Annotated in this window: 10 protein-coding genes; 5 read left to right on the forward strand and 5 right to left on the reverse strand. The window is 68.7% G+C overall.

All coding sequences use genetic code 11. The features are described from left to right. Nucleotides 1–7: 7 nt before the first annotated feature. On the reverse strand, nucleotides 8–8,731 hold the full coding sequence (locus FKV25_RS09540) for a glycoside hydrolase family 94 protein (RefSeq protein WP_141518570.1): 8,724 nt from the start codon (nucleotides 8,729–8,731) through the stop codon (nucleotides 8–10). Nucleotides 8,732–8,883: 152 nt separating this feature from the next. Then, entirely contained in the window at nucleotides 8,884–11,007 is a 2,124-nt protein-coding gene (locus tag FKV25_RS09545; RefSeq protein WP_425462623.1) for a M3 family metallopeptidase, read from the reverse strand. A 369-nt stretch (nucleotides 11,008–11,376) separates the two neighbouring features. Between FKV25_RS09545 and FKV25_RS09550 the strand changes: the two genes are divergently transcribed. From FKV25_RS09550 to FKV25_RS09570, 5 genes are all read left to right on the forward strand, one after another. Continuing rightward, nucleotides 11,377–12,189, forward strand: coding sequence for a DUF1223 domain-containing protein (locus FKV25_RS09550; RefSeq protein WP_170218604.1), 813 nt, complete (start codon nucleotides 11,377–11,379; stop codon nucleotides 12,187–12,189). 245 nt (nucleotides 12,190–12,434) lie between these two features. Then, nucleotides 12,435–14,510, forward strand: coding sequence for an amidohydrolase family protein (locus FKV25_RS09555; protein WP_141518573.1), 2,076 nt, complete (start codon nucleotides 12,435–12,437; stop codon nucleotides 14,508–14,510). Between the two features lie 304 nt (nucleotides 14,511–14,814). After that, nucleotides 14,815–17,130, forward strand: coding sequence for a TonB-dependent receptor (locus tag FKV25_RS09560; RefSeq protein ID WP_141518574.1), 2,316 nt, complete (start codon nucleotides 14,815–14,817; stop codon nucleotides 17,128–17,130). Between the two features lie 127 nt (nucleotides 17,131–17,257). Continuing rightward, nucleotides 17,258–17,743 (forward strand): glutathione peroxidase, encoded by a 486-nt coding sequence (locus tag FKV25_RS09565; protein ID WP_141518575.1) that lies wholly within the window; start codon nucleotides 17,258–17,260, stop codon nucleotides 17,741–17,743. A 61-nt stretch (nucleotides 17,744–17,804) separates the two neighbouring features. Next, nucleotides 17,805–18,146, forward strand: a complete 342-nt coding sequence (locus FKV25_RS09570; RefSeq protein ID WP_141518576.1) for a hypothetical protein — start codon at nucleotides 17,805–17,807, stop codon at nucleotides 18,144–18,146. Between the two features lie 7 nt (nucleotides 18,147–18,153). Here FKV25_RS09570 and FKV25_RS09575 read toward each other — a convergent pair whose 3' ends face one another. The 3 genes from FKV25_RS09575 to FKV25_RS09585 form a co-directional block, all read right to left on the reverse strand. Then, nucleotides 18,154–18,702, reverse strand: coding sequence for a TlpA disulfide reductase family protein (locus FKV25_RS09575; protein ID WP_141518577.1), 549 nt, complete (start codon nucleotides 18,700–18,702; stop codon nucleotides 18,154–18,156). A gap of 109 nt (nucleotides 18,703–18,811) precedes the next feature. Further along, nucleotides 18,812–19,621: a ferredoxin--NADP reductase gene (locus tag FKV25_RS09580; RefSeq protein ID WP_141518578.1), complete on the reverse strand. Its 810-nt coding sequence runs from the start codon at nucleotides 19,619–19,621 to the stop codon at nucleotides 18,812–18,814. Nucleotides 19,622–19,729: 108 nt separating this feature from the next. Continuing rightward, nucleotides 19,730–21,592, reverse strand: coding sequence for an ABC transporter ATP-binding protein (locus tag FKV25_RS09585; RefSeq protein ID WP_141518579.1), 1,863 nt, complete (start codon nucleotides 21,590–21,592; stop codon nucleotides 19,730–19,732). Nucleotides 21,593–21,615: the final 23 nt, after the last annotated feature.

Below are 21,615 nucleotides of genomic sequence, written 5' to 3' on the forward strand. Positions count from 1 at the left end.
AGCCGCGTCAGTCAGCCGGACGGGAACTGCGTGGCCATACGACGTCCACTGTGTGCTCGATGCCGTCGTCGACGAGCGTCAGCTGGAAGTCCGCCTGCTCGATGCCATCCAGTCGCAGGGTGGGATGCGTGACATCGGCTTGCAGCACGTCTATCGAGTAGGTGGTGCCCCCATGGCGGTATCGGAGCCGGTAGCCCGGCCAGTCCGTGGGCAGGCAGGGCTTGAGTGAGAGCCGGTCCCCCACGCGCCGCAGGCCCAGCAGCGATTCGGTGAGGAGCCTGTACATCCAGCCGGCCGAACCCGTGTACCAGGTCCAGCCGCCGCGGCCCTCGTGGGGCGCGACCCCGTAGACATCGGCCGCGAGGACGTAGGGTTCGGCCTTGTAACGGGCCACGGCCTCCGCGTCGCGCGCGTGCTCGATGGGGTTGATCATCCGTGCCAGCTGCCACGCGCGCGCGGCATCTCCCTGCTCGGCGAAGGCCATTGCCGCCCAGACCGCCGCGTGCGTGTACTGCCCACCGTTCTCGCGCACCCCGGGCACGTAGCCGCGGATGTAGCCGGGGTCCTTGGTCGTCTTGTCGAACGGGGGATCGAGCAACTGGATCAACCCCGACGCGTGCTTCACCAGGTGACGGTCGAGCGACGCCATGGCCTGCTCCGCACGGGCGGGATCAGCGGCACCCGACAGCACCGACCAGCTCTGGGAGATGGAGTCGATCCGGCATTCGTCGCTCTGGCTGGAGCCGAGCGGAGTGCCGTCGTCGAACCAGGCGCGGCGATACCATTTCCCGTCCCAGGCATGCAGCTCGAGGTTCGAACGCAGGCGCTCGGCCTGGTCGCGACACGTCTCGGCGAACGCCTCGTCGCCGCGTGCACGGGCGACATCGGCGAAGCGCCGCAGCGCGTCGAACAGGAAGAAGCCGAGCCAGACGCTTTCGCCACGGCCCGCTTCGCCGACCCGGTTCATGCCGTCGTTCCAGTCGCCGGTGCCGATCAACGGCAGGCCGCGTTCGCCCAGGAGGCGACACCCGCGTTCCAGGGCCAGCACGCAGTGCGCGTAGAGCGGCTGCTGGAGGTAGGAAGACACGGGCATGTCGTAGTAGGACTCTTCCTCGGGGCTGACCGGGCGCCCATCGATGTAACGCACGTTCTCGTCGAGCACGCTGGTGTCGCCGGTGACCTCGAGATAGCGGCACGCAGCCAGGGGCAGCCACAGGTAGTCGTCCGAGCATCGCGTGCGCACCCCGCGGCCCTGCGGGGGATGCCACCAGTGCATGACGTCCCCCTGCGGGAACTGGTGCGCGGCGCACAAAAGCAGGTGCTCGCGTGCGAGTGCGGGCCTGGCGTGGACGAGGGCCATCGTGTCCTGCAACTGGTCGCGGAAGCCGAACGCGCCGCCTGACTGGTAGAAGCCGCTGCGGGCCAGGTAACGGCAACCGAGGGTCTGGTAGGGCAGCCAGCCATTGACCAGGACGTCGACGCCGGGGTCCGGGGTCTCCACCTGGATGGAGGAAAGCAGGTGCCGCCAATGGATGCGGACGGCATCGAGTGCATCGTGGGCCCAGTCGGACCCGCGGACCCGCAACGCGGTGCGCACGGCATCGCCCTGGTCCTTGCCGATGCCCAGTCGGAACACGGTCTCGTGTTCCGCGCCGTCGGCCAGCTGGAGCGGTACCTGGATGGCGGCGCAGGGATCGAGCCCGACGCCGAGGCGCCCCGCGAGATTCTCCTGGCGCAGTGCCGCGGGATCGCGTGGATCGCCATTGCGGCCCAGGAATCCGGTGCGGTCGGCGGTGTAGCTGCAACCGTTGGCATCGGTGTCGAAGAAGGCGACGCGGCCCTGGAACTCGGTGTTGTAGGGATTGCGCGCGGTCAGCAGGCCGATGTCGGCGTGCAGTTCGCTGACCACGTGCATCTGCGACTTCACCCTCAGGTCGCCCAGTACCCACTCCACGTATCCGGTGGCGGTCAGCCGGCGCGCGCGGCCCGACAGGTTCCGCACGCGCAGCACGCTGACCTTCACCGCCTCGTCGAGGGCGACGTACACCCAGAGTTCACTGGCAATGCCGTCCTCGACGTGCTCGAAGACGCTGTAGCCGAAGCCGTGGCGGGTGCGGTAATCGCCCTGGCCTCGGCAGGGAAGGGGCATGGGCGACCAGACGCGACCGCTGTCCTCGTCGCGCAGGTAGAAGGCTTCGCCGCCGCTGTCGCCGACGGGGTCGTTGTGCCAGGGGGTCAGGCGGAACTCGTGCGCGTTCTCGAACCAGGTGTAGCCGGGTGCACTTTCGCTCACCACGGTGCCGAATTCGGCGTTGGCCAGCACGTTGCACCAGGGGGCCGGCGTCGGCGCACCCTCGCGGGAGACGATCACGTACTCGCGGCCATCGGCGGAGAAGCCGCCGACGCCGTTGTCGAACAGGCGGTCGTCCGACACGGCGCCGAAGGGCCAGGCGTCGAAGGTCTCCTCCTGGCTCCGCGGCGGGGGCAGGCCCGACGGGACCGGGTCCGGCGTGCCTGACTCCGGGGGCTCGACGTTGCCAGCCGGCACCAGCGCAGGGACCGTCCGCCCGTGCGGCACGTGGCGGCCGACCTGGGTCGCGAGCGTCCCGTTCTGGTCGCTGATGATGACCCTGGCGACCGACTGCAGCAGGATGCGGTCTTCCTGGGAAATGTGCTGCGCCGGGCGCACGAAGATGCCACCGGGGCGGTCGAGCATGCTGGCGTCGGTATCGGCGGAGATCATGCCGTGGATCTGTTCCTGCAACTGCTGCCGGTATCCAGCCTGGCTCTCGTTCCATATCACCAGGTCCGCGCGGAGGCCCTTGAGCCGCCAGTAGGCGTGCGCCTGGACCATCTGGCGCACCAGTTCGAGGTTGTCGGCGTCGGCGATCTTCAGAAGGACGATGGGCAGGTCGCCGGAGATCGAGTGCCCCCACAAGCCGGACTGGCCGCGCTGGTTCTGGAGCAGGACCTCGGGGTCCGCGCGCAGCATCGGATGGGCGTAGACCATGAGCCCTGCAAGGCGTTCGTAGAGCTGGGCATCGGCCTGGGAGGCATTGATCTGGCGCCTGACCACCTGGCTGTGGGTCCAGGCGAGATCGAACACGCGGTCGGCCAGGCGGCGGTCGCGGTACTTGTCCACCAGCCCCGTGCAGGCCTCGCGATCGACGCCCACGCCCTGGACCATGTCGATGATCGCGGTCTGGCCGGGTGCCAGTTCGATCCGGCAGCGGATCGCCACGATCGGATCCAGCACCGAGCCCTCGCTGTCGGACAGGACGTCGAGGGACGAGAGTGCCAGCGGCGCACGGGCCGTATTGCCGCGGCCGAGGAAGCGCGCGCGGTCGGTCTCGTATGAGATCGCGCTGATGTCCGCGTCGTGGACCGCTACCAGGTGGAACATCCACGGCGGCACCTCGTCGTGGGCGCGCGGCCGGCGCGTGCACAGCAGCGCCTGCTTGGCGCGCAGGATCTCCGATTGCACGAACAGGTTGCTGAAGGCCGGGTGCAGTTCGTCGGAGATCGCCGGCGCGAGCACGACCTCGGCGTAGGTGGTGACCTCGATCGTACGCGTCCGTCGGCTGCGGTTGCTCAGGCGCAGGCGGCGCAGTTCGATGTCGTCCTCGGCCGAGATGGCGATCTCGAGATGGCTCTCGTAACCCCGCATGCGTCCGCGGAACTCGGCCTTGGCATCGGAGAAGATCGCTTCGTAGTGGTCGACGGGCACGCAGGTTGGCTGGTGCGCGGCGGACCAGTACTGGCCGCTGTATACGTCGCGCAGATAGCAGAAGCTGCCCCAGTGGTCCCGCGTGCCATCTTCGCGCCAGCGCGTGACGGCCATCTCCCGGTGGCGACTGTAGCCGCCGCCGGCGCTGGTGAGCAGCCCATGGTAGCGTCCGTTGGACAGCAACTGGAGGGCCGGCCGGGACGTGGAAGGATTGCGGAACACGCGCAGGCGTGAACCGGCATCTTCGCTGCTTGCCCGCGTTTCCGTGGTTTCCGCCTCGTGTGGATGGAAGACGCCGGTGTGCGGGATCCTCTCCTGCAGCAGCAGCAGGGTGGCCTGGAACTGGGTGTCGGCGACGAAGCGGCGCTGCATCGGCTGCCGGCGCAGCAAATGGTCCAGTGCCAGCAGGCCCATGCCCTGGTGGTGGGCCATGAACGAGCGCACCACCACGTGATCCTGTCCGGGCGGCACGCGCGCCCGGGTATAGTCGATCGCCTCGTACAGGCCGAATTCGCCGCCGAAGCCCAGTGCCGTGAGCCGCTGCAGGTTCTGGCAGGCGGCTTCCGGTGCGACCATCAGCGCCATCATGCTCGCATAGGGCGCGATCACCAGGTCCTGCCCGAGGCCCCGCTTGAGTCCGAGGCCGGGGACGCCGAACGCCCGGTACTGGTAGTTCATCCGCGCATCGACGGCGTTGTAGCCCGATTCGGAAACCCCCCACGGTACCGCGCGGTCGTTGCCGTGGGCGATCTGCGCATCGACGGCATGGCGCGAGGTCTGGTCGAGCAGGGTGTCCGGGTAGCTGGGCATCACCAGCTGCGGCATCAGGTACTCGAACATGGAACCGCTCCAGGACAACAGGGTGGCGTTTCCATTGACTTCGGTGAGCAGCCGACCGAGCGCGAACCAGCTGTCCTTGGGCAGCAACCCCAGGGCAATGGCGACGAAGCTGCACAGGCGCGCCTCCGATGCCAACAGGTCGTAGGCACCTTCGTCGAGGTGGTGTTCGTCGACGTTGTAGCCGATCGACAGCAGGTGGCGGGAACGGTCGTAGAGGAACTCGTATTCCATCAACGAGAGCTGCCCCGCCGCGTGAGCGAGCCGTTCGAGCTGATGGACGCGTTCGCTGGCGCGCGAGCGGGCCAGGCCGTTGCCGGCGCCCGCCTGCAGCTCGCGCAGGGTCGGGATGCGTTCGTCCGGCATCCCGCCCGAGGGATGGCTGGCTTCCGCGGCGTCCGGCGGGCAAAGCTCCAGCGCGGCCCGGGCCGACCGGCAACCGGCAGCCAATGCATGCGCCCATCGCGCCGCGCGCGGTGCGTCCGTGCCGGGCAGGGCGGCGACGATCCGATCGGCGAGCGCCGCGAGTCGGGCCAGCCTACGGTCGGCTTCGGACACGCTGGAAGGTGCCCGAGCCAATGCCGGCTCCAGGGCGGTCCGGAATTCGGCCAGTGCAGCGGAGAGACCCGCATCGTCCCGTGCATCGACGGCACGGTCTTCTTCCAGTACGCCGAGCGTATCGGCCAGGCCGGTGAAGGTGCACGGCGCCAGCACGGGCGCGTCGATCAGCGCCAGCAGCCCCTGGCGCAGGGTCAGCAGGTGCCCGGCCAGGTTGCCGCTGTCGACGGTGGAGACGTAGCGCGGCGGAAGCGGTTGCAGGGTTTCGGTGTCGTACCAGTTGTAGAAATGGCCACGGTGGCGCGGCAGCTCTTCGAGGGTGGCGAATACCCGTTGCGTGTTGCGCGCCACTTCATTGGCCTGCAGGTAGCCGAAGTCATGGGCCGCCAGGTTGGCCAGCAACGACAGGCCGATGTTGGTCGGGGACGTGCGGCGCGCCACGACCAGGGCGGGGTGCTCCTGGATGTTGTCCGGCGGCAGCCAGTGGTCCTCGGCGCGAACATGGGTTTCGAAAAAGCCCCAGGTGCGACGCGCGAGCTTGCCCAGGAACTCGAGCTGCATCGGCGAGAGCTGGGCCGCTTGCTGCGGGGGCGGGTGGGCCAGCCACGCCATGAGCAGGGGCGACAGCAGCCAGAGGACCAGCAGGGGCGCGGCGACCCACAAGGACGCGGGCTGGACGATGGACAGCAGCAGGGCCACGCCAACGGCGAACACGGGCGCGAACCACATGCCACGCAGTTCCGCGTCCATGCCATCGCCGAGGCTGCGCTCGACTTCGCTGGAGGGATTCCATTGCAGCAGGTGCCGGCGGCTCGCGAGCAGGCGCCAGAGCGTTCGTGCGATCGCGTCCAGGCTCAGGGCGGTTTCGTACGGCAGGCACGCGACGTTGACGCCGGCGCGCCGGAGCTCGCCAAGGGCGGCGTCGCCGACGCGCACCAGGTGGGCTTCCAGCGGCACGTCCACGGGGAGGGCGGCGGCATGGCGCAACGCCGGCAGGAGGACCGGGAGCAACCAGAGGCATGACAGCCACGCCATCCAGGCGAGCAGATGGGTCGAGAAGATCCAGCCCAGCAGCAACAGGGTGGTGGCGGCCACCGGCACCAGGCTGCGTCGGAGATTGTCCAGCAGCTTGCCTCGCGACAGCCACGAGAGCGGGTTGCGCTCATGGCCTTTCCCTGCGCCCGGCACCCAGGGCAACAACCAGGGCAACAGCTGCCAGTCACCGCGGATCCATCGATAACGTCGCTTGGCATCGGCCGCGTAACGCGTGGGGTAGTCCTCGAAAAGACGCACGTCACTGACCAGCCCGGCGCGTGAATAGCAGCCTTCGAGGAGGTCGTGGCTGAGGATGCTGTTGTCCGGGAAACGGTCCGCTAGCGCCGCCTCGAACGCATCCACGTCGTAGATGCCCTTGCCGACGAAAGACCCCTCGCCGAACAGGTCCTGGTACACGTCGGAGACGGTGCGGGTGTAGGGATCGATGCCGGGCTCGCTGCCGAACATGCGTGCATAGCGCGTGCTCGGTCGTCCGCTCTGGCTGGTGCCCACGCCGGGCTGCAGGATGCCGTACCCCCTTACGACCCGTCGCAAGGAGGGGTCGAAGCGCGCGTGGTTCAGCGGGTGCGCGAGCGTGGCGACGAGTTCTCGCGCCGCGTCGCGGGGGAGCCGCGTGTCGGTATCCAGGGTGATCACGTAGCGGACCTGCGCCAGCACGGCGACTTCGCCGGCGACGGCGGAAAAACCCGCGTCGGTGGCGCCGTTGCGCAACAGCCTGTTCAACGCGGCCAGCTTGCCCCGCTTGCGCTCATGTCCCATCCAGCAGCCTTCGCGCGGATTCCATGCGCGCGGCCGGTGGAACAGGAAGAACACGTCGCCGCTTTCGGGGGAGTAGCGGGTGTTGAGCAATCGGACCTGTTGCACGGCCCGCGCCACCAGGGTGTCGTCACCGGGCAGGTTTTCCTGCGCGGCATCCAGGAAGTCGGTCAGCAACGCGAAGTGGAGGTGCGGGTCGCGGTTGGCCAGGAAGCGGACCTCGAGCCCTTCGACCAGGCGGTCGACCCCTTCGATGCTGGCCAACATGCTGGGCACGACCACCAGGCTCCGGCAATCGGCGGGGATGCCGGACGAGAAGTCCAACCGCGGAAGGGGGCGCGGCGGGACGAGGAGGGTGGCGGTCCAGTTCACCAGGGCGATGCCCAGCTCGCTGAAGACCACCACCGCGAGGGCCGCCAGCAGCCATGCCGGGATCCCCTGCTGCGGTATCCCCGCGCCCGCGGACAGCAATCCCCAGGTGAACAGCCCGGTCACCAGGGCGATGGGGGCAAGGTAGGCCGGCAGGGGAAGATGCCGTGCGCGCAGCCCCTTCATGCCCTTGCCGGGCCTCGACGCCGACAAGGCGGCCCGGGTCCGCGACATGCCGTCATCGACCAGGTAATAGCCGACGTGCGACTCGAGCACGCCGGGCGCCGACGCGGCGGTGGCCGAACGTGCCAGTCCCAACACCAGGTCCGCGACCTCCACCTCGTCGGCGCCACTGAGACGCGCCATCTTCTCCACCATGCGCCGGTAGCTGTCGCGCGTGTGGAAGTCCATCCGTGGGTAGGTCCCGGCGGGGTCTTCGCGCAGCCGCGCGTCGATCAAGCTGGTGTTTTCGACGAAGCGCCGCCAGTCCATGCGGGACAGGAAGCGCAGGCTGCCAATGCTGTTGCTGACCGAGACCTGGTCGGCGGCCTGTTGCTGGCTCTCCAGATGCACCAGCGCCTCGACGCTGTGTCCGCCGTCGGCCACCCATTGTTCGAGCCAGGTGGTGCACATCGACAGGACCGCGCCGCGACCCTGCAGCCCCCGGGTCAGCTCCGACACGAATGCACCGGTCAACGGTGGCGTGGAGCGCGCCAGGTCGGCGACTACCATCACCAGTGCCTTGGGATTCTCGGCGGCGGTCTCGTTCAAGCGGCGTGTCCAGCCGCTTGCCAGGCGATGGTCGGCGCCATCGCGCATGACCCGCACGGCCACGCGTCGCAGGTTGTCGATCAGGGCCAGGCGCAACATGATCGGAATGGCCCAAAGTTCGCCCAGCTTCAACGGCGCGGTTGACTGGTACGCCATGACGAAGCGATCCAGGGTCTGGGCATCGATGCGCCCATCGCCGTGGGCGATGGCTTCCAGCGACAGGTCGTACACCCGGGGAAGGCCCGCCGACGGGCCCTGGCTCAGCGAGGGGAGCTCCCGGCTGTAGCCCTTGGGGAGGTGGCGCCGGGCGGTGTGGATCTGTTCCTCGATCAGGTAGTAGTTGTCGAGCAGCCATTCACCGGCGGGGGTGACGCGCATCCCGTCGTGCACCATCCGCGCCAGCAGGGTGTAGGCGTCGTCGAGCAGGCCTTCGTTCTCCTCCAGCCGCTCCAGCAGGCGTTCGGGGCCGGCCCGGGGATTCAGCTGGTGCAGGCGGGAAAGTGCCCTCCCGTGAAGCTCCATTTGCTCGGCATTGAACAACTGGGACCGGAGCGGGGGCTCGGTTCCCAACGGACCGGGAATGGTGTCGCGCCGCCAGCGCCACAGGCGCCGCCGCAGGCGCAACCATCGGCCGTAGATGTTCCAGGGAGTAGGCATCGTGGACCCGCGGTGGGCGAGCGATCGCCGTGGGGGCCATCCTTGCATCGCGTCGCGGACAGCGAGGTGAACGCGCGTCCGGCAGGACGGAAAAGGCCGCCCCGGTTGCGCGGGGCGGCCTCATCACAATGGGCTTGGAGCGAGCCGGGGGCTTACTTCGTCCCGGCCGGCTCCGTCGGACCCGCGGCGGGTGCGCCGTCGTCGGCTTCCGGCTTCAGTCCGCGCTTGATCAGCAGGGGTTCGATCTGCGGGTCGTGGCCGGCGAAGTCGCGGAAGATCTTCATGGCGTCCTGGCTGCCGCCCTGCGAGAGCAGGGTGTCGCGGAAGTGGTCGCCGTTCGCGCGGGTCAGGCCACCGTTCTCCTTGAACCACTGCACGCTGTTGGCGTCCAGGACCTCGGACCAGATATAGGCGTAGTAGCCCGCCGAGTAGCCGCCCATGATGTGGCTGAAGTACGGCGTGCGGTAGCGCGGCGGCACCGGCTTGTAGTCGATGCCGTCGGCGGCGAGCGCGTCGGCCTCGAACTTCAATACGCCCGACGCGTCCGGGACCTGGTCGGCGGTGACCTGGTGCCAGCGCTGGTCCAGCATGGCCGCGCCCAGGTACTCGGTGGTGGCGAAGCCCTGGTTGAACTTCGACGATGCCAGGACCTTGTCGAGCAGCGCCTGCGGCATGGCCTCCCCGGTCTGGTAGTGCTTGGCGTAGTTGGCCAGGATCTCCGGCCAGTCGGCCCACATCTCGTTGACCTGCGAGGGGTACTCGACGAAGTCGCGCGGCACGCTGGTGCCGCTGAAATACGGGTACTTCACGTCCGAGAACATGCCGTGCAGGGCGTGGCCGAACTCATGGAACGTGGTGGTGACCTCGTCCCAGGTCATCAGCGTCGGGTCGCCTTCCGGCGGCTTCGGGATGTTGAGGTGGTTGGCCACCACCGGCTTGTCGCCGCTCAGCTCGGACTGCGACACGTAGGAGTTCATCCACGCGCCACCGCGCTTGGAATCGCGCGCGTAGGGGTCGAAGATGAAGATCGCCAGCTGGCTGCCGTCCTCGTTGAAGACGTCGTAGGTCCAGGTGTCGGGATGGTACTTCGGCAGGTCGGTGCGTTCCTTGAAGTCCAGGCCGTAGAGCTTGTGGGCGGCGAAGAACACGCCGTTCTCCAGGACGTTCTTCATCTCGAAGTAGGGCTTGAGCTGCGACTCGTCGAAGTTGTACTTCTCCGCGCGCACCTTCTCGGTGTAGAACGCCCAGTCCCAGGGCTCGAGCTTGAAGCTCGGCTCGCCCTTGGCGGCCTGTTCGCGGTCGATCATCGCCTGCAGGTCGGCGCCTTCGCGGCGGGCATTGGCGACCGCGGCGGGGGCGAGCTGGCCGAGCATCGCGTTGACCGCCTCCGGGGTCTTGGCGGTCTGGTCCTCCAGGCCGTAGGCCGCGTGGTTCGGGTAGCCCAGCAGCTTGGCGCGCTCGGCGCGCAGCTTCATCACCCGGGAAATGATCCCGCGGTTGTCGAATTCGCCGCCGTGGCTGCCGCGGGCGACGGAGGCCTCGTGGATGCGCTGGCGCAGGGCGCGGTTGGTCAGCTGCGACTCGGGCGGCTGGCCGGTGGTGTTGAGCAGGGTGATGACGTACTTGCCCTCCTTGCCGCGTTCCTTGGCGATGCGCGCCGCGGTGGCGATCTGGGCCTCGGTCAGGCCATCGAGTTCGGCGACGTCGTCGACGACGACCGCGGAGGCGTTGACGTCCTTGAGCACGTTGTCGCTGAACTTCGTGCCCAGCTCGGCCAGCTCGGCGTTCATCGCCTTGAGCTTGGCCTTGTCGGCGTCATCGAGCTTGGCGCCCGCGCGCACGAAACCGGTGTGGTAGCGCTCGATCAGGCGGACGGCCTGGGCGTCCAGGCCCAGGTCGCTGCGCTTGGCGTAGAGCGCGTCGATGCGCTCGAACAGCTTGCCGTTGAGGTTGATCGCGTCGCCATGGGCGGCGAAGCGGGTCGCGTAGTCGCTGCGCAGCTTGTTGCGCGTGTCGTTGGTGTCGGTGCCGACGAGGTTAAAGAACACCGTCGTCGCGCGGTCCAGGACCTGGCCGCTCTTCTCCATCGCGATGATGGTGTTGTCGAAGGTCGGCGGCTCGGGGTTGTTGGCGATCGCCTCGATCTCCTTCAGGTGCTGCGACATGCCGTAGTCGAAGGCCGGGGCGAAGTCGCTGTCCTTGATCTTGTCGAACTGCGGGTAGTGCAGCGGCAAGGGGCTTTCGGACATGAACGGGTTGGAGCTCTGGGGCGTCATCGCGGCACCGGTATCGGCGGATTGGGCATGGGCGGGAATGGCGACGACGGATACGGCCATCGCCAGGGCCAGCGCAAGGGGGTGCTTCATCGGGTGGAACCTCGTCGTGAGTCAGTCCCCAGCCTAACGGATGAACACGAGACGATCCCATGACGAAAGCCATGCACGGGCCGGCCGTAACCCTGGGGCGCCCCGGTGCGAACGGGTCGGGTGGGCGATTGGCGCCCGGTACCCGCACGAAAGCGGCCCTTCATGAACGGGGCGCTGGCGTGCTTAATGGGACGATCCGCGCCGGCAGGGCGGTCCGCGGGTGGCACCCGGCACGCGATAGGAGCATATGGCTGTGTTTTCGCAGGAGTTGGCGGCTCGATGAGGCACTTCATACCCCGCGCGGCCACCGCGGCCGCCATCGCCTGCCTGCTCCAGGCGGTCACTGCGCCGGTACGGGCGGCGCCCGCCTGCGAGGTCGCCAGCGGATCGCAGGTCGTCCCGCTCGTGGAGCTCTACACGTCCGAGGGCTGCAACAGCTGCCCGCCTGCCGACGCCTGGTTGACGCGGCTGGCCGCGCGCGAGGACGCCGCCGCGACCTCGTTGCTGGCCTTCCACGTGGACTACTGGGACGACATCGGCTGGGTCGACCGCTTCGGCGCGGCCGCGCATACGCGGCGCCAGCGTGCGCGGGTGACGCTCGACAAAGGAACGACGGTGTTCACACCCCAGGTCATGATCGGCGCCGATACCCGGGTGGACTGGCGCGACGAGGGGGATGCGCGTCGCGCCCTGCGGACCGCGAAGGGCAAGTCCTCACCGGTCTCGCTGGTGATGCGGGTCGTGCCGGCGGACGACCGGGTCCGGGTCGGCATCAAGGCCGCGCCGGTGGGCGGGACGGTTGCCGGGCGCGGGATGTTGTGGCTGGCGCTGTACCAGGATGGCCTGCGCACCGAGGTCAGGGCCGGTGAGAACCAGGGCCGGACCCTGCGCCACGATCGCGTGGTGCGCACGCTCGAAGGGCCTTGGGACGTGGGCATGGCGCCCGTGGTCGGCGAGGCCACGATCAGGTATCCGGAAGGTGCGGACCCGGCGACGCTGGGCCTCGTCCTGTTCGCCGAGTCGATCGAGGACGGTCGCGGGTGGCAGTCGCTCAACCTGCCGCTGGCCGCCTGCGCGCGCCCGGAACCCTAGCGCGCGATCGTGACGCCGCCCGCCAACGCCACCGGAGGCATCGCGGTAGCGGTTGGCGGACGCCCCGCGCCGGGCCCCTGTCGCCCCATGCCCCCCGTCACCCTCTCGTAGGGCCCTTGCCCGCGCCCCGGGCATGTTGCATGTTGGCGCGTACATTTCGCCCGGCCCCGCGGCCCGACACGGGGACATCAGATCGCCGCGAGGCCCGGGCCATCGCGGCGCACGTCGCCACAAGGAGATCCGCGATGCCGAGCCATGCCGTTTCCCCGCCCAGGGGCCTATCCTCGCTTGCCGTGGCGCTTTGCCTCGCCGCGCTCGCGACGCCGATCCATGCCTTCGCGGCCGAGACGTTGCGTTACGTCGCCCTCGTCGATGGTGGCCGCCAGGCCGGCCAACAGGTCGTGACCCGCGCCGACGACGGCACCGTCGACGTCGACTTCGTGTTCAAGGACAACGGCCGCGGCCCCGAACTCAAGGAACGTTTCACCCTGGCCGCGGACGGCACCTTCAGCACCTACCGGGTCAAGGGGACCTCGACCTTCGGCGCGCCGGTGGACGAAAGCTTCACCCTGGCCGACGGCATCGCCCGCTGGAAGTCGACCTCCGACGAAGGCCGGCAAGCGGTCGAGGGCGCTGGCCAGTATTCCCCGCTCGCGGGCACCCCGGCGACGCTGTCGGTGGCGATCCGGGCCCTGTCCAGGCGGCTGGACGGGCGCCTGCCGCTGATCCCGAGCGGGACGCTGACGATGCGGCCGGTCGAGACGGTCGAGGTCGGCGAAGGCACGAAACGGCGCAAGGTCCAGCTGCTGGCACTCACCGGCGTGGGCCTGACCCCGACCTTCGCCTGGGCGACCACCGGCGAGTCGCCGCGACTGTTCGCCTTCATCGCGCCCGGTTGGGTCCAGCTCATCGAGGATGGCTGGCAGTCCAGTGCCGACGACCTCGAGGCCCGGCAGAAGAAGGCCGAGGGCACCGTGCTCGCGGAACTGCACCGACGCCTCGCGCACCCTGCCGGCGGCACCCTGCTGATCCGCAACGCACGCGTGTTCGACAGCGAGCACGCGCGCCTGGGCGAGGCCAGCGACGTGCTGGTGCGCGCGGGACGCATCGTTTCGGTCAGCGCGACGGGCAGCGAGCGCGCGCCGGCCGACCAGGTCGTCGACGCCGGCGGTCGCGTGCTGCTGCCGGGCCTGTTCGACAGCCACGCCCACGTGGGCCGCTGGGACGGCGGCCTCAACCTTGCCTCGGGCGTGACCAGCGTGAGGGACATGGGCAACGACAACGCCACCCTGCAGCAGGTCAAGCGCGACGCGGAGGCGGGCAAGCTGATCATGCCGCGCATCGTCGCGGCCGGCTTCCTCGAGGGCGAAAGCGATTTTTCCGCGCGCAACGGCTTCGTGGTCAGCGACCTGGCCGGGGCGCGCAAGGCCGTGGACTGGTACGCCGCCAACGGCTATCCCCAGATCAAGATCTACAACTCCTTCCCGAAGGCCATCCTCGCCGACACCGTCGACTATGCCCACGGCAAGGGCCTGCGGGTGAGCGGGCACGTGCCGGCCTTCCTGCGCGCGCAGGACGTGATCGACGCCGGTTTCGACGAGATCCAGCACATCAACCAGCTGCTGCTGAACTTCTTCGTCACCGACACCACGGACACCCGCACACTGGAACGCTTCTACCTGGTCGCGGAAAAGACCGCCGGCCTGGACCTGGACAGCGCGCCCGTGCAGGACTTCATCGCCAGCCTGGTCGAGCACGAGGTGGTGATCGATCCGACCCTGGCCACCTTCGAATTCCTCCACCAGCGCGACGGCGAGATGTCGCCGATCGTCGCCGACGTCGCCGACCACCTGCCGCCGGATATCCAGCGCAGCCGCCGCTCGGGCGAGATGAACATCCCCGACGATGCGACCGGCGCGCGCTACGACCGCAGCTTCGCCGGCCTTGTCGACTTCGTCGGTCGCGCCCATGCCGCCGGCGTGCCCGTGGTCGCCGGTACCGACGAGATGGTCGGCTTCACCCTGCAGCGCGAGCTGGAGCTCTACGTGCAGGCCGGCATGACGCCGTCCGAAGCCTTGCAGACGGCGACCTGGAACGGCGCCCGCTATGCGCGCGTGCTCGACCAGCGTGGCTCGATCACGCCCGGCAAGCAGGCCGACCTGGTCCTGGTCGACGGTGACCCGACCCGCGATATCCGCGACATCCGCAAGCTGGCCTTCGTGCTGCAGGGCGACCGGGTCTATTACCCGGCGGAGATCCACGAGGCCATCGGGATCGAGCCGTTCACCCAACCGCTTCGTTTCCAGCCCACGGCCCGCTGAGCGGGCCCGCGACCGGTCGTGGCACGGGGCCGCGGCCGGCCGCCCGGGACGGCCTGCATACGCCTTCGTACGCACCCTTTAACGATGTTGTAACATCTGCCTGCCACGCGACCTGCCGCGGCGTGCCGATGCGCGCCCGGGCCGTCAAGGGACGGTCCCCGAGAACCCGGTCCACCCCGCGTCCCGACGGGCATGCCCGTGCCGGACCCGGCGGACCGACATGCCGAACCGCCCCGGCCCGCACCGTCGCGCCCGGGGCGCCCGCCCAGACAGTCCTCCCGACAAACCCTTGCCGAGACCCCTCATGACTGCCCATCGCACCCCGGTCCGTCCCGGACTTTCCCGCCATGCCCTGGCCGCCGCCGTCGCCGCCGCGCTCGTCCTTGCCCTGCCGGCCGCCGCCGCGGCGCAGGAGGCCGATCCGGTCGATCCCGCCAGCACGACCGATGCCAAGACCCTCGACACCCTGATGGTGACGGCCCAGCGCAAGATCGAGAACGCGCAGGACGTGCCGATCTCCATCACCACCGTCGACCCGCAGAAGCTCGACGTGCTGAACTCCGGCGGCGGCGACGTCCGCGTGCTGTCGGGCCGCGTGCCGAGCCTGAACGTCGAATCCTCGTTCGGGCGTGCCTTCCCGCGGTTCTACATCCGCGGCTACGGCAACACCGATTTCCGCCTCAACACCTCGCAGCCGGTGTCGCTGGTCTATGACGACGTGGTGCAGGAAAACCCGATCCTGAAGGGCTTCCCGATGTTCGACCTCGAGCAGGTCGAAGTGCTGCGCGGCCCGCAGGGCTCGCTGTTCGGCCGCAACAGCCCGGCCGGCGTGGTCAAGTTCGACTCCGTGCGCCCGTCCCAGGACATGGACGGTTACGCCAAGCTCGGGGTCGGCAGCGACAACATGGTCAACTTCGAGGGCGCGGTTGGTGGCGGCGTCAGCGAGCGCTGGTCCATGCGCGCCTCGGCGATGTTCCAGCGCCGCGACGACTGGGTGGAGAATACCTTCGACGGCCCCAACGACGGCTTCGAGGGCTACGACGAGTCCGCCGCGCGCGTCCAGGCGCTGTACGAAGGCGAGGATTTCCAGGCCCTGCTCAACGTCCATGGTCGCCACCTCAACGGCACCGCCCGCCTGTTCCGCGCCAACATCTTCAAGCCGGGCAGCAACGACCTGGTCGACGGCTTCGACGAGGACAAGGTCTCGCTGGACGGCTACAACCATTCCGAGCTCGACAGCGAAGGCGCGAGCGCCCGCCTGAGCTGGGACCTGGGCGGCTACACGCTGCACTCGATCACCGGCTACGAGTCCGTGGAGACCTACAGCCGCGGCGACGTCGACGGCGGCTACGGTGCCTCGTTCCTGCCCGATTCCGGACCCGGCGTGATCCCCTTCGCCTCCGAAACCGCCGACGGTATCCCCGACCACTCGCAGTGGACCCAGGAAATCCGCCTGGAATCGGACTCCGGCACCGCCTTCAACTGGCAGGCCGGCCTGTTCTATTTCGCCGAGGACTACGACGTCGAGAGCTTCAGCTACGACTCGCTCAACGGCGGTGCGCAGGACGGTTACCAGCGCGTGCGGCAGACCAACGATTCCTGGGCCGTGTTCGCCGCCGCGACCTGGGACGTGAGCCCATCGTTCCAGCTGCGTGGCGGCCTGCGCTACACCTGGGACGAGAAGGAGCTGACGGTCGAGGAATACTGGAACACCGGCTTCGTGCCCTGCGTGCTCGAGGGCAAGTGCACCCTGGACCAGCTGGCCGCGCTCGAGCCCGACGGCGACCTCTCGGCCTCGCCCGAGGACAAGAAGCTGAGCTGGGACCTGTCGGGCACCTACGCGCTGAGCGATGAGGTCAAGCTCTACGGCCGCGTCGCCACCGGCTACCGTGGCAGCAGCATCCAGTCCGCCGGTGCGTTCAACGCCAAATCGGTGGCCGATCCGGAGACCTCCACCTCGATCGAGGTGGGCGTCAAGGCCGACCTGTGGGAGCGCCGCGCGCGCCTCAACGCCGGCCTGTTCTACTACGAGGTCAAGGACCAGCAGCTGACCGCCGTGGGCGGCGCGTCGAACGCCAACATCCTGCTCAACGCCGAGCGCAGCACCGGCCAGGGTTTCGAGATCGACTTCCAGGCCTACCTGACCGACGGGCTGCTGCTGACCGTGGGCAGCAGCTACAACGACACCGAGATCAAGGACGACGACCTCGCCGTGTCGATATGCGCGGCCTGCACCGTGACCGACCCGCTCGACGGCACCGGCCGGGCCCTGATCGATGGCAATGCCCTCCCGCAGGCGCCGGAGTGGACGCACAACCTGACCCTGCGCTGGGGCGTTCCGGTCGGCGAGACCGGCGAGTTCTACGCCTTCACGGACTGGTCGTACCGCAGCGAAGTGAACTACTTCCTCTATGAATCCAGGGAGTTCACCGGCAAGTCGCTGGTGGAGGGAGGGCTGCGCCTGGGCTACAACTGGGCGTACGGCAAGTACGACGTGGCCCTGTTCGGCCGCAACATCCTCGACGAGGTCCAGGCCGTCGGCGGCATCGACTTCAACAACCTGACCGGCTTCATCAACGAGCCGCGCGTGGTCGGGGTGGAGTTCAAGGCCGCCTTCTGACGCGGCATCGCTGCCCCGCTGGTCGCAAGCGAACGCCGGGCTCGTCCCGGCGTTCGCGCATGCGGCATCCGCGAGGGTGCCCGTGGCGCTATGCTGGGGTCTCGCCCCGGACACAGGAAGCGCCCGCATGACCACCGCCTTCGATTTCAGTGCCGTCGACATCGACGGCCAGCAGCAGTCGCTCGATGCCTACCGGGGCAAGGTGCTGCTGGTCGTGAACGTCGCTTCCAAGTGTGGCTTCACGCCCCAGTACGAGGGGCTGGAGAAGCTCTGGCGCGAGTTCGGGCCGCAGGGCCTCGTCGTACTGGGCTTCCCCTGCGACCAGTTCGGGCACCAGGAGCCGGGCAACGAAGCCGAGATCAAGGACTTCTGCTCGCTGACCTACGACGTGACGTTCCCGATGTACGCCAAGGTCGATGTCAATGGGGATGCCGCCCATCCGCTGTGGAAGTGGCTCAAGGACGAGAAGGGCGGCTTCCTCGGCATCGACGCGATCAAGTGGAACTTCAGCAAGTTCCTCGTCGGTCGCGACGGGCATGTCATCAAGCGCTACGCCCCGACCGACAAGCCGGCCTCCCTGGCCGCCGACGTCCGCGCGGCGCTGGCGACCTAGGGCGTCCGCCATGGGAGGCAGGGATTGCCCGTACACCATCGCCTACGACGGGAACCGCGGCATGCTCCGCGCGCATGTCACCGGGACCAACGGCAGCTTCGAGACATCGCTGCGCTACTGGCTCGACATTGCCGGGGAGGTGCGCCGGGTGGCGCCCGAAAGCCTGCTCGTCGTCGACGAGATGAGCGGCGAGGTACCTCCGCCGGGACAGCTCGCACAGCTGGTGGAGGCACTCATGCACCAGGGCTTCGAGGGCGTCCGCGTGGCCTACGTCGAGTCCCACCCCGAGCAGATCCCCGAGGTCGAGGTGGCCGAGATCCATGCCCGCGAGCGCGGATACGCGTTCCGCGTGTTCGGCGACGAAGCCGCGGCGCGGGTCTGGCTCCAGTACGGCGGCGCCTGAGGCGGCGTCAGTTGCCGGCCGGTCGCGCCAGGACCTCAGGTGGCAGCAGGGCCAGGATCTCCTGCGAGAAACCGGCCAGCATCTCCTCGGAATACCCCCTGTGGACGTGGGCGACGCGGCCTTCGCGGTCGATCACGAACATGTTCGGCAGGACGGACACGCCGTAGCGATCGCCGGCCTTTCCGCGGGCATCGTGCACCCAGGTCACCTCGAGGTCGCGGTTGGCGCGCAGGACCGACAGGAAGTCCTGCCGAGGCTCCTTGAGGTTGATGGCGACCACTTCGAGGTGGTCGCGACCCACGACCTTCTGCAAGCGATCGAGGATCGGCAGTTCCTTCCTGCACGGTCCGCACCACGAGGCCCAGAACGTGACGATCAGGACCTTGCCGCGGTACTGGCTTACCGTGAGCGCGTTGCCCTGGCGGTCGCTGCCCAGGGAATCCGGGGGTGCCTGGCCGACTCGCGGCTGCTCCGGCTCCGCGGCGATCGCGGCGACCGCGAACAGACAGAGCAGGAGAAGGCCCATCGCGCACATGGCCTGCTTGTTCTTCTGCATCGACTTGCCCTGGTTCGTCCTTGAAGCCCCAAGCATCGGGGATCGTGGCGCCGGCGTCGAGAGGCCCGCGAAACGGGCCACGGCGTCGCCGGGCTCGCGGGACGCGGTCCTACTTCTCGACGAACGCGCGCTCGAACACGTACTGCCCGGGCGTGCCGATGCGGGGCGCGGCGCTGAAGCCACGGCCGTCCAGCAGGGTGCGGAAATCGGCCAGCATCTGCGGGCTGCCGCAGACCATCGCCCGGTCGCGCTCGGGGTCGAGTGCCTCGATGCCCAGTTGCTGCATCATCTGCCCGCTGGCCATCAGGTCGGTCATGCGCCCGCGGTGGTCGTGGCCGTCGAACACGAAAGGCTCGCGCGTGACCGCGGGGTAGTAGCGCAGTTGACGGGCGATGGTCTCGCCGAGGAACTCGTGGTGCGGCAACTCGTTGACGATGTAGTCGCGATAGGCGAGGTCCTGCGCGTTGCGCACGCCATGGCAGAGGATCACGCGCTCGAAGCGCTCGTAGGTCTCCGGGTCCTTGATGATCGACAGCCATGGCGCGAAGCCGGTACCCGTGCCCAGGAGGTAGAGGTTGCGCCCCGGGTGCAGGTCGCTGATCAGCAGGGTGCCGGTGGGCTTGCGGCCGATCAGGATGCCGTCGCCGGGCTTGATGTGCTGCAGGCGCGAGGTGAGCGGGCCATCGGGCACCTTGATGCTGAAGAACTCCAGCTGCTCTTCCCAGTTGGCGCTGGCGATCGAGTACGCGCGCAGCAGCGGCTTGCTGCTGCCATCGGCCTGCTCGACCGGCAGGCCGATCATCACGAACTGGCCGTTGTCGAAGCGGAAACCGTCGTCGCGGGTGGTGGTGAAACTGAAGTAGTCGTCCGTCCAATGACGGACGTCCAGCACGGTTTCGGTGCCGAAAGCTGAGGACATGTCGGGGTGGGGGCGTGGAGCGAAGCCGTTATTTTACGCGATTTGGTGATGGGTGATTGGGGAATGGGGGGCGCAGGTCCCGATGAATCACCCATCACGAATCCCTGGTCACCTGTACCCCGCCGCCTGCAGCTCGAACAGCTCCGCGTAGCGGCCGCCGGCGGCCATCAGCTCGTCATGGGTGCCGCTGGCCTCGAGCCGGCCTTCGGCCAGCACCAGGATGCGGTCGGCCATGCGCACGCTGCTGAAGCGGTGCGAGATCAGCACCGCCGTGCGGCGGTCGGACAGTTCCTTGAAGCGCTGGAACACCTCGAACTCCGCCCGCGCGTCCAGCGCGGCGGTGGGTTCGTCGAGGATCATCACCTGTGCTTCGCGCATGTAGGCGCGGGCGATCGCGATCTTCTGCCATTGCCCGCCGGACAGGTCCACGCCGGTCTTGAAGCGCCGTCCGATGACCTGGTCGTAGCCCTGTGGCAGGCCGGCGATCATCGTATCGGCCATCGCGCGCGCGGCCGCGTCGCGGATCCGCCCGGCGTCGTCCATGGCCTCGATCCGGCCGACGCCGATGTTCTCGCCGGCGGTGAGGTGGTAGCGGACGAAATCCTGGAAGATCACCCCGATGTTGGCCCGCAACTGTTCCAGGTCGTACTCGCGCAGGTCGTGGCCATCGAGCAGGATGCGGCCCTCGTCGGGGTCGTAGAGGCGCGCCAGCAGCTTGACCAGGGTGGTCTTGCCCGCGCCGTTCTCGCCGACCAGTGCCAGCACCTCGCCGGCGCGAAGCTCGAAGTCCAGCCCGCGCAGCGCCCACGTGTCCGCGTCCGGATAGCGGAAGCCGACGTTCTCGAACACGAAGCCTTGCCGGATCGGCTGCGGCACGTCGCGCGGTGCCGCTGGCGTGGCGATCTCCGGCCGGATCGCGAAGAACGAAAACAGGTCGTCCAGGTACAGGGCCTGGCCGGCGACCTGCGAGAAGCCCACCAGCAGGCCTTCCAGCAGCTGTCGCAGGCGCAGGAAACTGCCGGCGAGGAAGGTCAGGTCGCCGATGCTGAAGTCGCCGCTGACGGTGCGCCAGGCGATGTAGGCGTACGCGACGTAGTACCCCAGCGTGCCGAGCGCCGCGAGCAGCGTGCCCCAGAACGCCCGGCGCCGGGCGAGCGTGCGGTTCGCGCGGAAGAAGCGCCCCGCCAGTTCGCGGTAGCGTTCGATCAGGAAGGTGTGGAGGTTGAAGATCTTCACCTCCTTGGCGGTCTCGACGCTGGCCCCCATCTGGCGGACGTACTCGAGCTGGCGACGCTCGGGCGTCCACGCGAAGTTGAGCGAGTAGCCGAGTGCGTTGAAGTGCGACTCCCCGATGAAGGCCGGGACCAGGGCCACCGCGAGCAGGGCGATCAGCCAGGGCGCGTACACCAGCAGGCCGGCGGCGAAACTGGCCACGGTGATCATGTCCTGCACCTGGCCGAAGATCTGGCTCATCAGGTTGACCCGGCCCATGGTCTGGCGCCGGGCGCGGTCGAGCTTGTCCTGCAGGTCGGGATCCTCGAAGTCCTCCAGGTCGAGCGTCGCGGCGTGCTCCATGAGGCGCACGCTGGTCGCGTTGGTGAACAGCTCCGAGAGCAGGGCATCGCCATAGCTCACCAGCCGGCCGATCAGGTCCGAGGCGATCGCCAGTCCGAATTCGGCCGCCAGCAACGTGGCCAGGGTATCGAAGCGATGGCTGGCGATGGCGTCGGCCAGCGTGCCGGTGGCCACGCCGCTGCCGACCAGGGCGACCACCTCGTCGATGATCAGCTTGCCGACGAACAGCATCAGCACCGGCAGGAAGGCCCGCACCAGGCGCAGGCCGAGGGTCATCAGGGTGAGCGCGGGACTGGTCGCCCAGATCATCCGCAGGAATGGCGGCAGGTTGCGCAGCGCGTCGAAGCGCTCGCGCAGGCTGGGTTTGGAACCGCCTTGCGATGCGGGGGCGGGCATGGCGCCTTCCTGGACCGGGATGC

It is taken from the genome of Marilutibacter aestuarii (genome assembly GCF_006546775.1).
GTDB lineage: Bacteria > Pseudomonadota > Gammaproteobacteria > Xanthomonadales > Xanthomonadaceae > Marilutibacter > Marilutibacter aestuarii.

Bases quoted from the DNA above. Each gene is read 5' to 3' on its own strand.
- FKV25_RS09540 (WP_141518570.1), bottom strand. From the start codon at position 8,731: ATGCCTACTCCCTGGAACATCTACGGCCGATGGTTGCGCCTGCGGCGG.
- FKV25_RS09545 (WP_425462623.1), bottom strand. From the start codon at position 11,007: ATGACGCCCCAGAGCTCCAACCCGTTCATGTCCGAAAGCCCCTTGCCG.
- FKV25_RS09570 (WP_141518576.1), top strand. From the start codon at position 17,805: ATGCTCCGCGCGCATGTCACCGGGACCAACGGCAGCTTCGAGACATCG.
- FKV25_RS09580 (WP_141518578.1), bottom strand. From the start codon at position 19,621: ATGTCCTCAGCTTTCGGCACCGAAACCGTGCTGGACGTCCGTCATTGG.
- FKV25_RS09585 (WP_141518579.1), bottom strand. From the start codon at position 21,592: ATGCCCGCCCCCGCATCGCAAGGCGGTTCCAAACCCAGCCTGCGCGAG.
- FKV25_RS09550 (WP_170218604.1), top strand. From the start codon at position 11,377: ATGAGGCACTTCATACCCCGCGCGGCCACCGCGGCCGCCATCGCCTGC.
- FKV25_RS09560 (WP_141518574.1), top strand. From the start codon at position 14,815: ATGACTGCCCATCGCACCCCGGTCCGTCCCGGACTTTCCCGCCATGCC.
- FKV25_RS09555 (WP_141518573.1), top strand. From the start codon at position 12,435: ATGCCGAGCCATGCCGTTTCCCCGCCCAGGGGCCTATCCTCGCTTGCC.
- FKV25_RS09575 (WP_141518577.1), bottom strand. From the start codon at position 18,702: ATGCAGAAGAACAAGCAGGCCATGTGCGCGATGGGCCTTCTCCTGCTC.
- FKV25_RS09565 (WP_141518575.1), top strand. From the start codon at position 17,258: ATGACCACCGCCTTCGATTTCAGTGCCGTCGACATCGACGGCCAGCAG.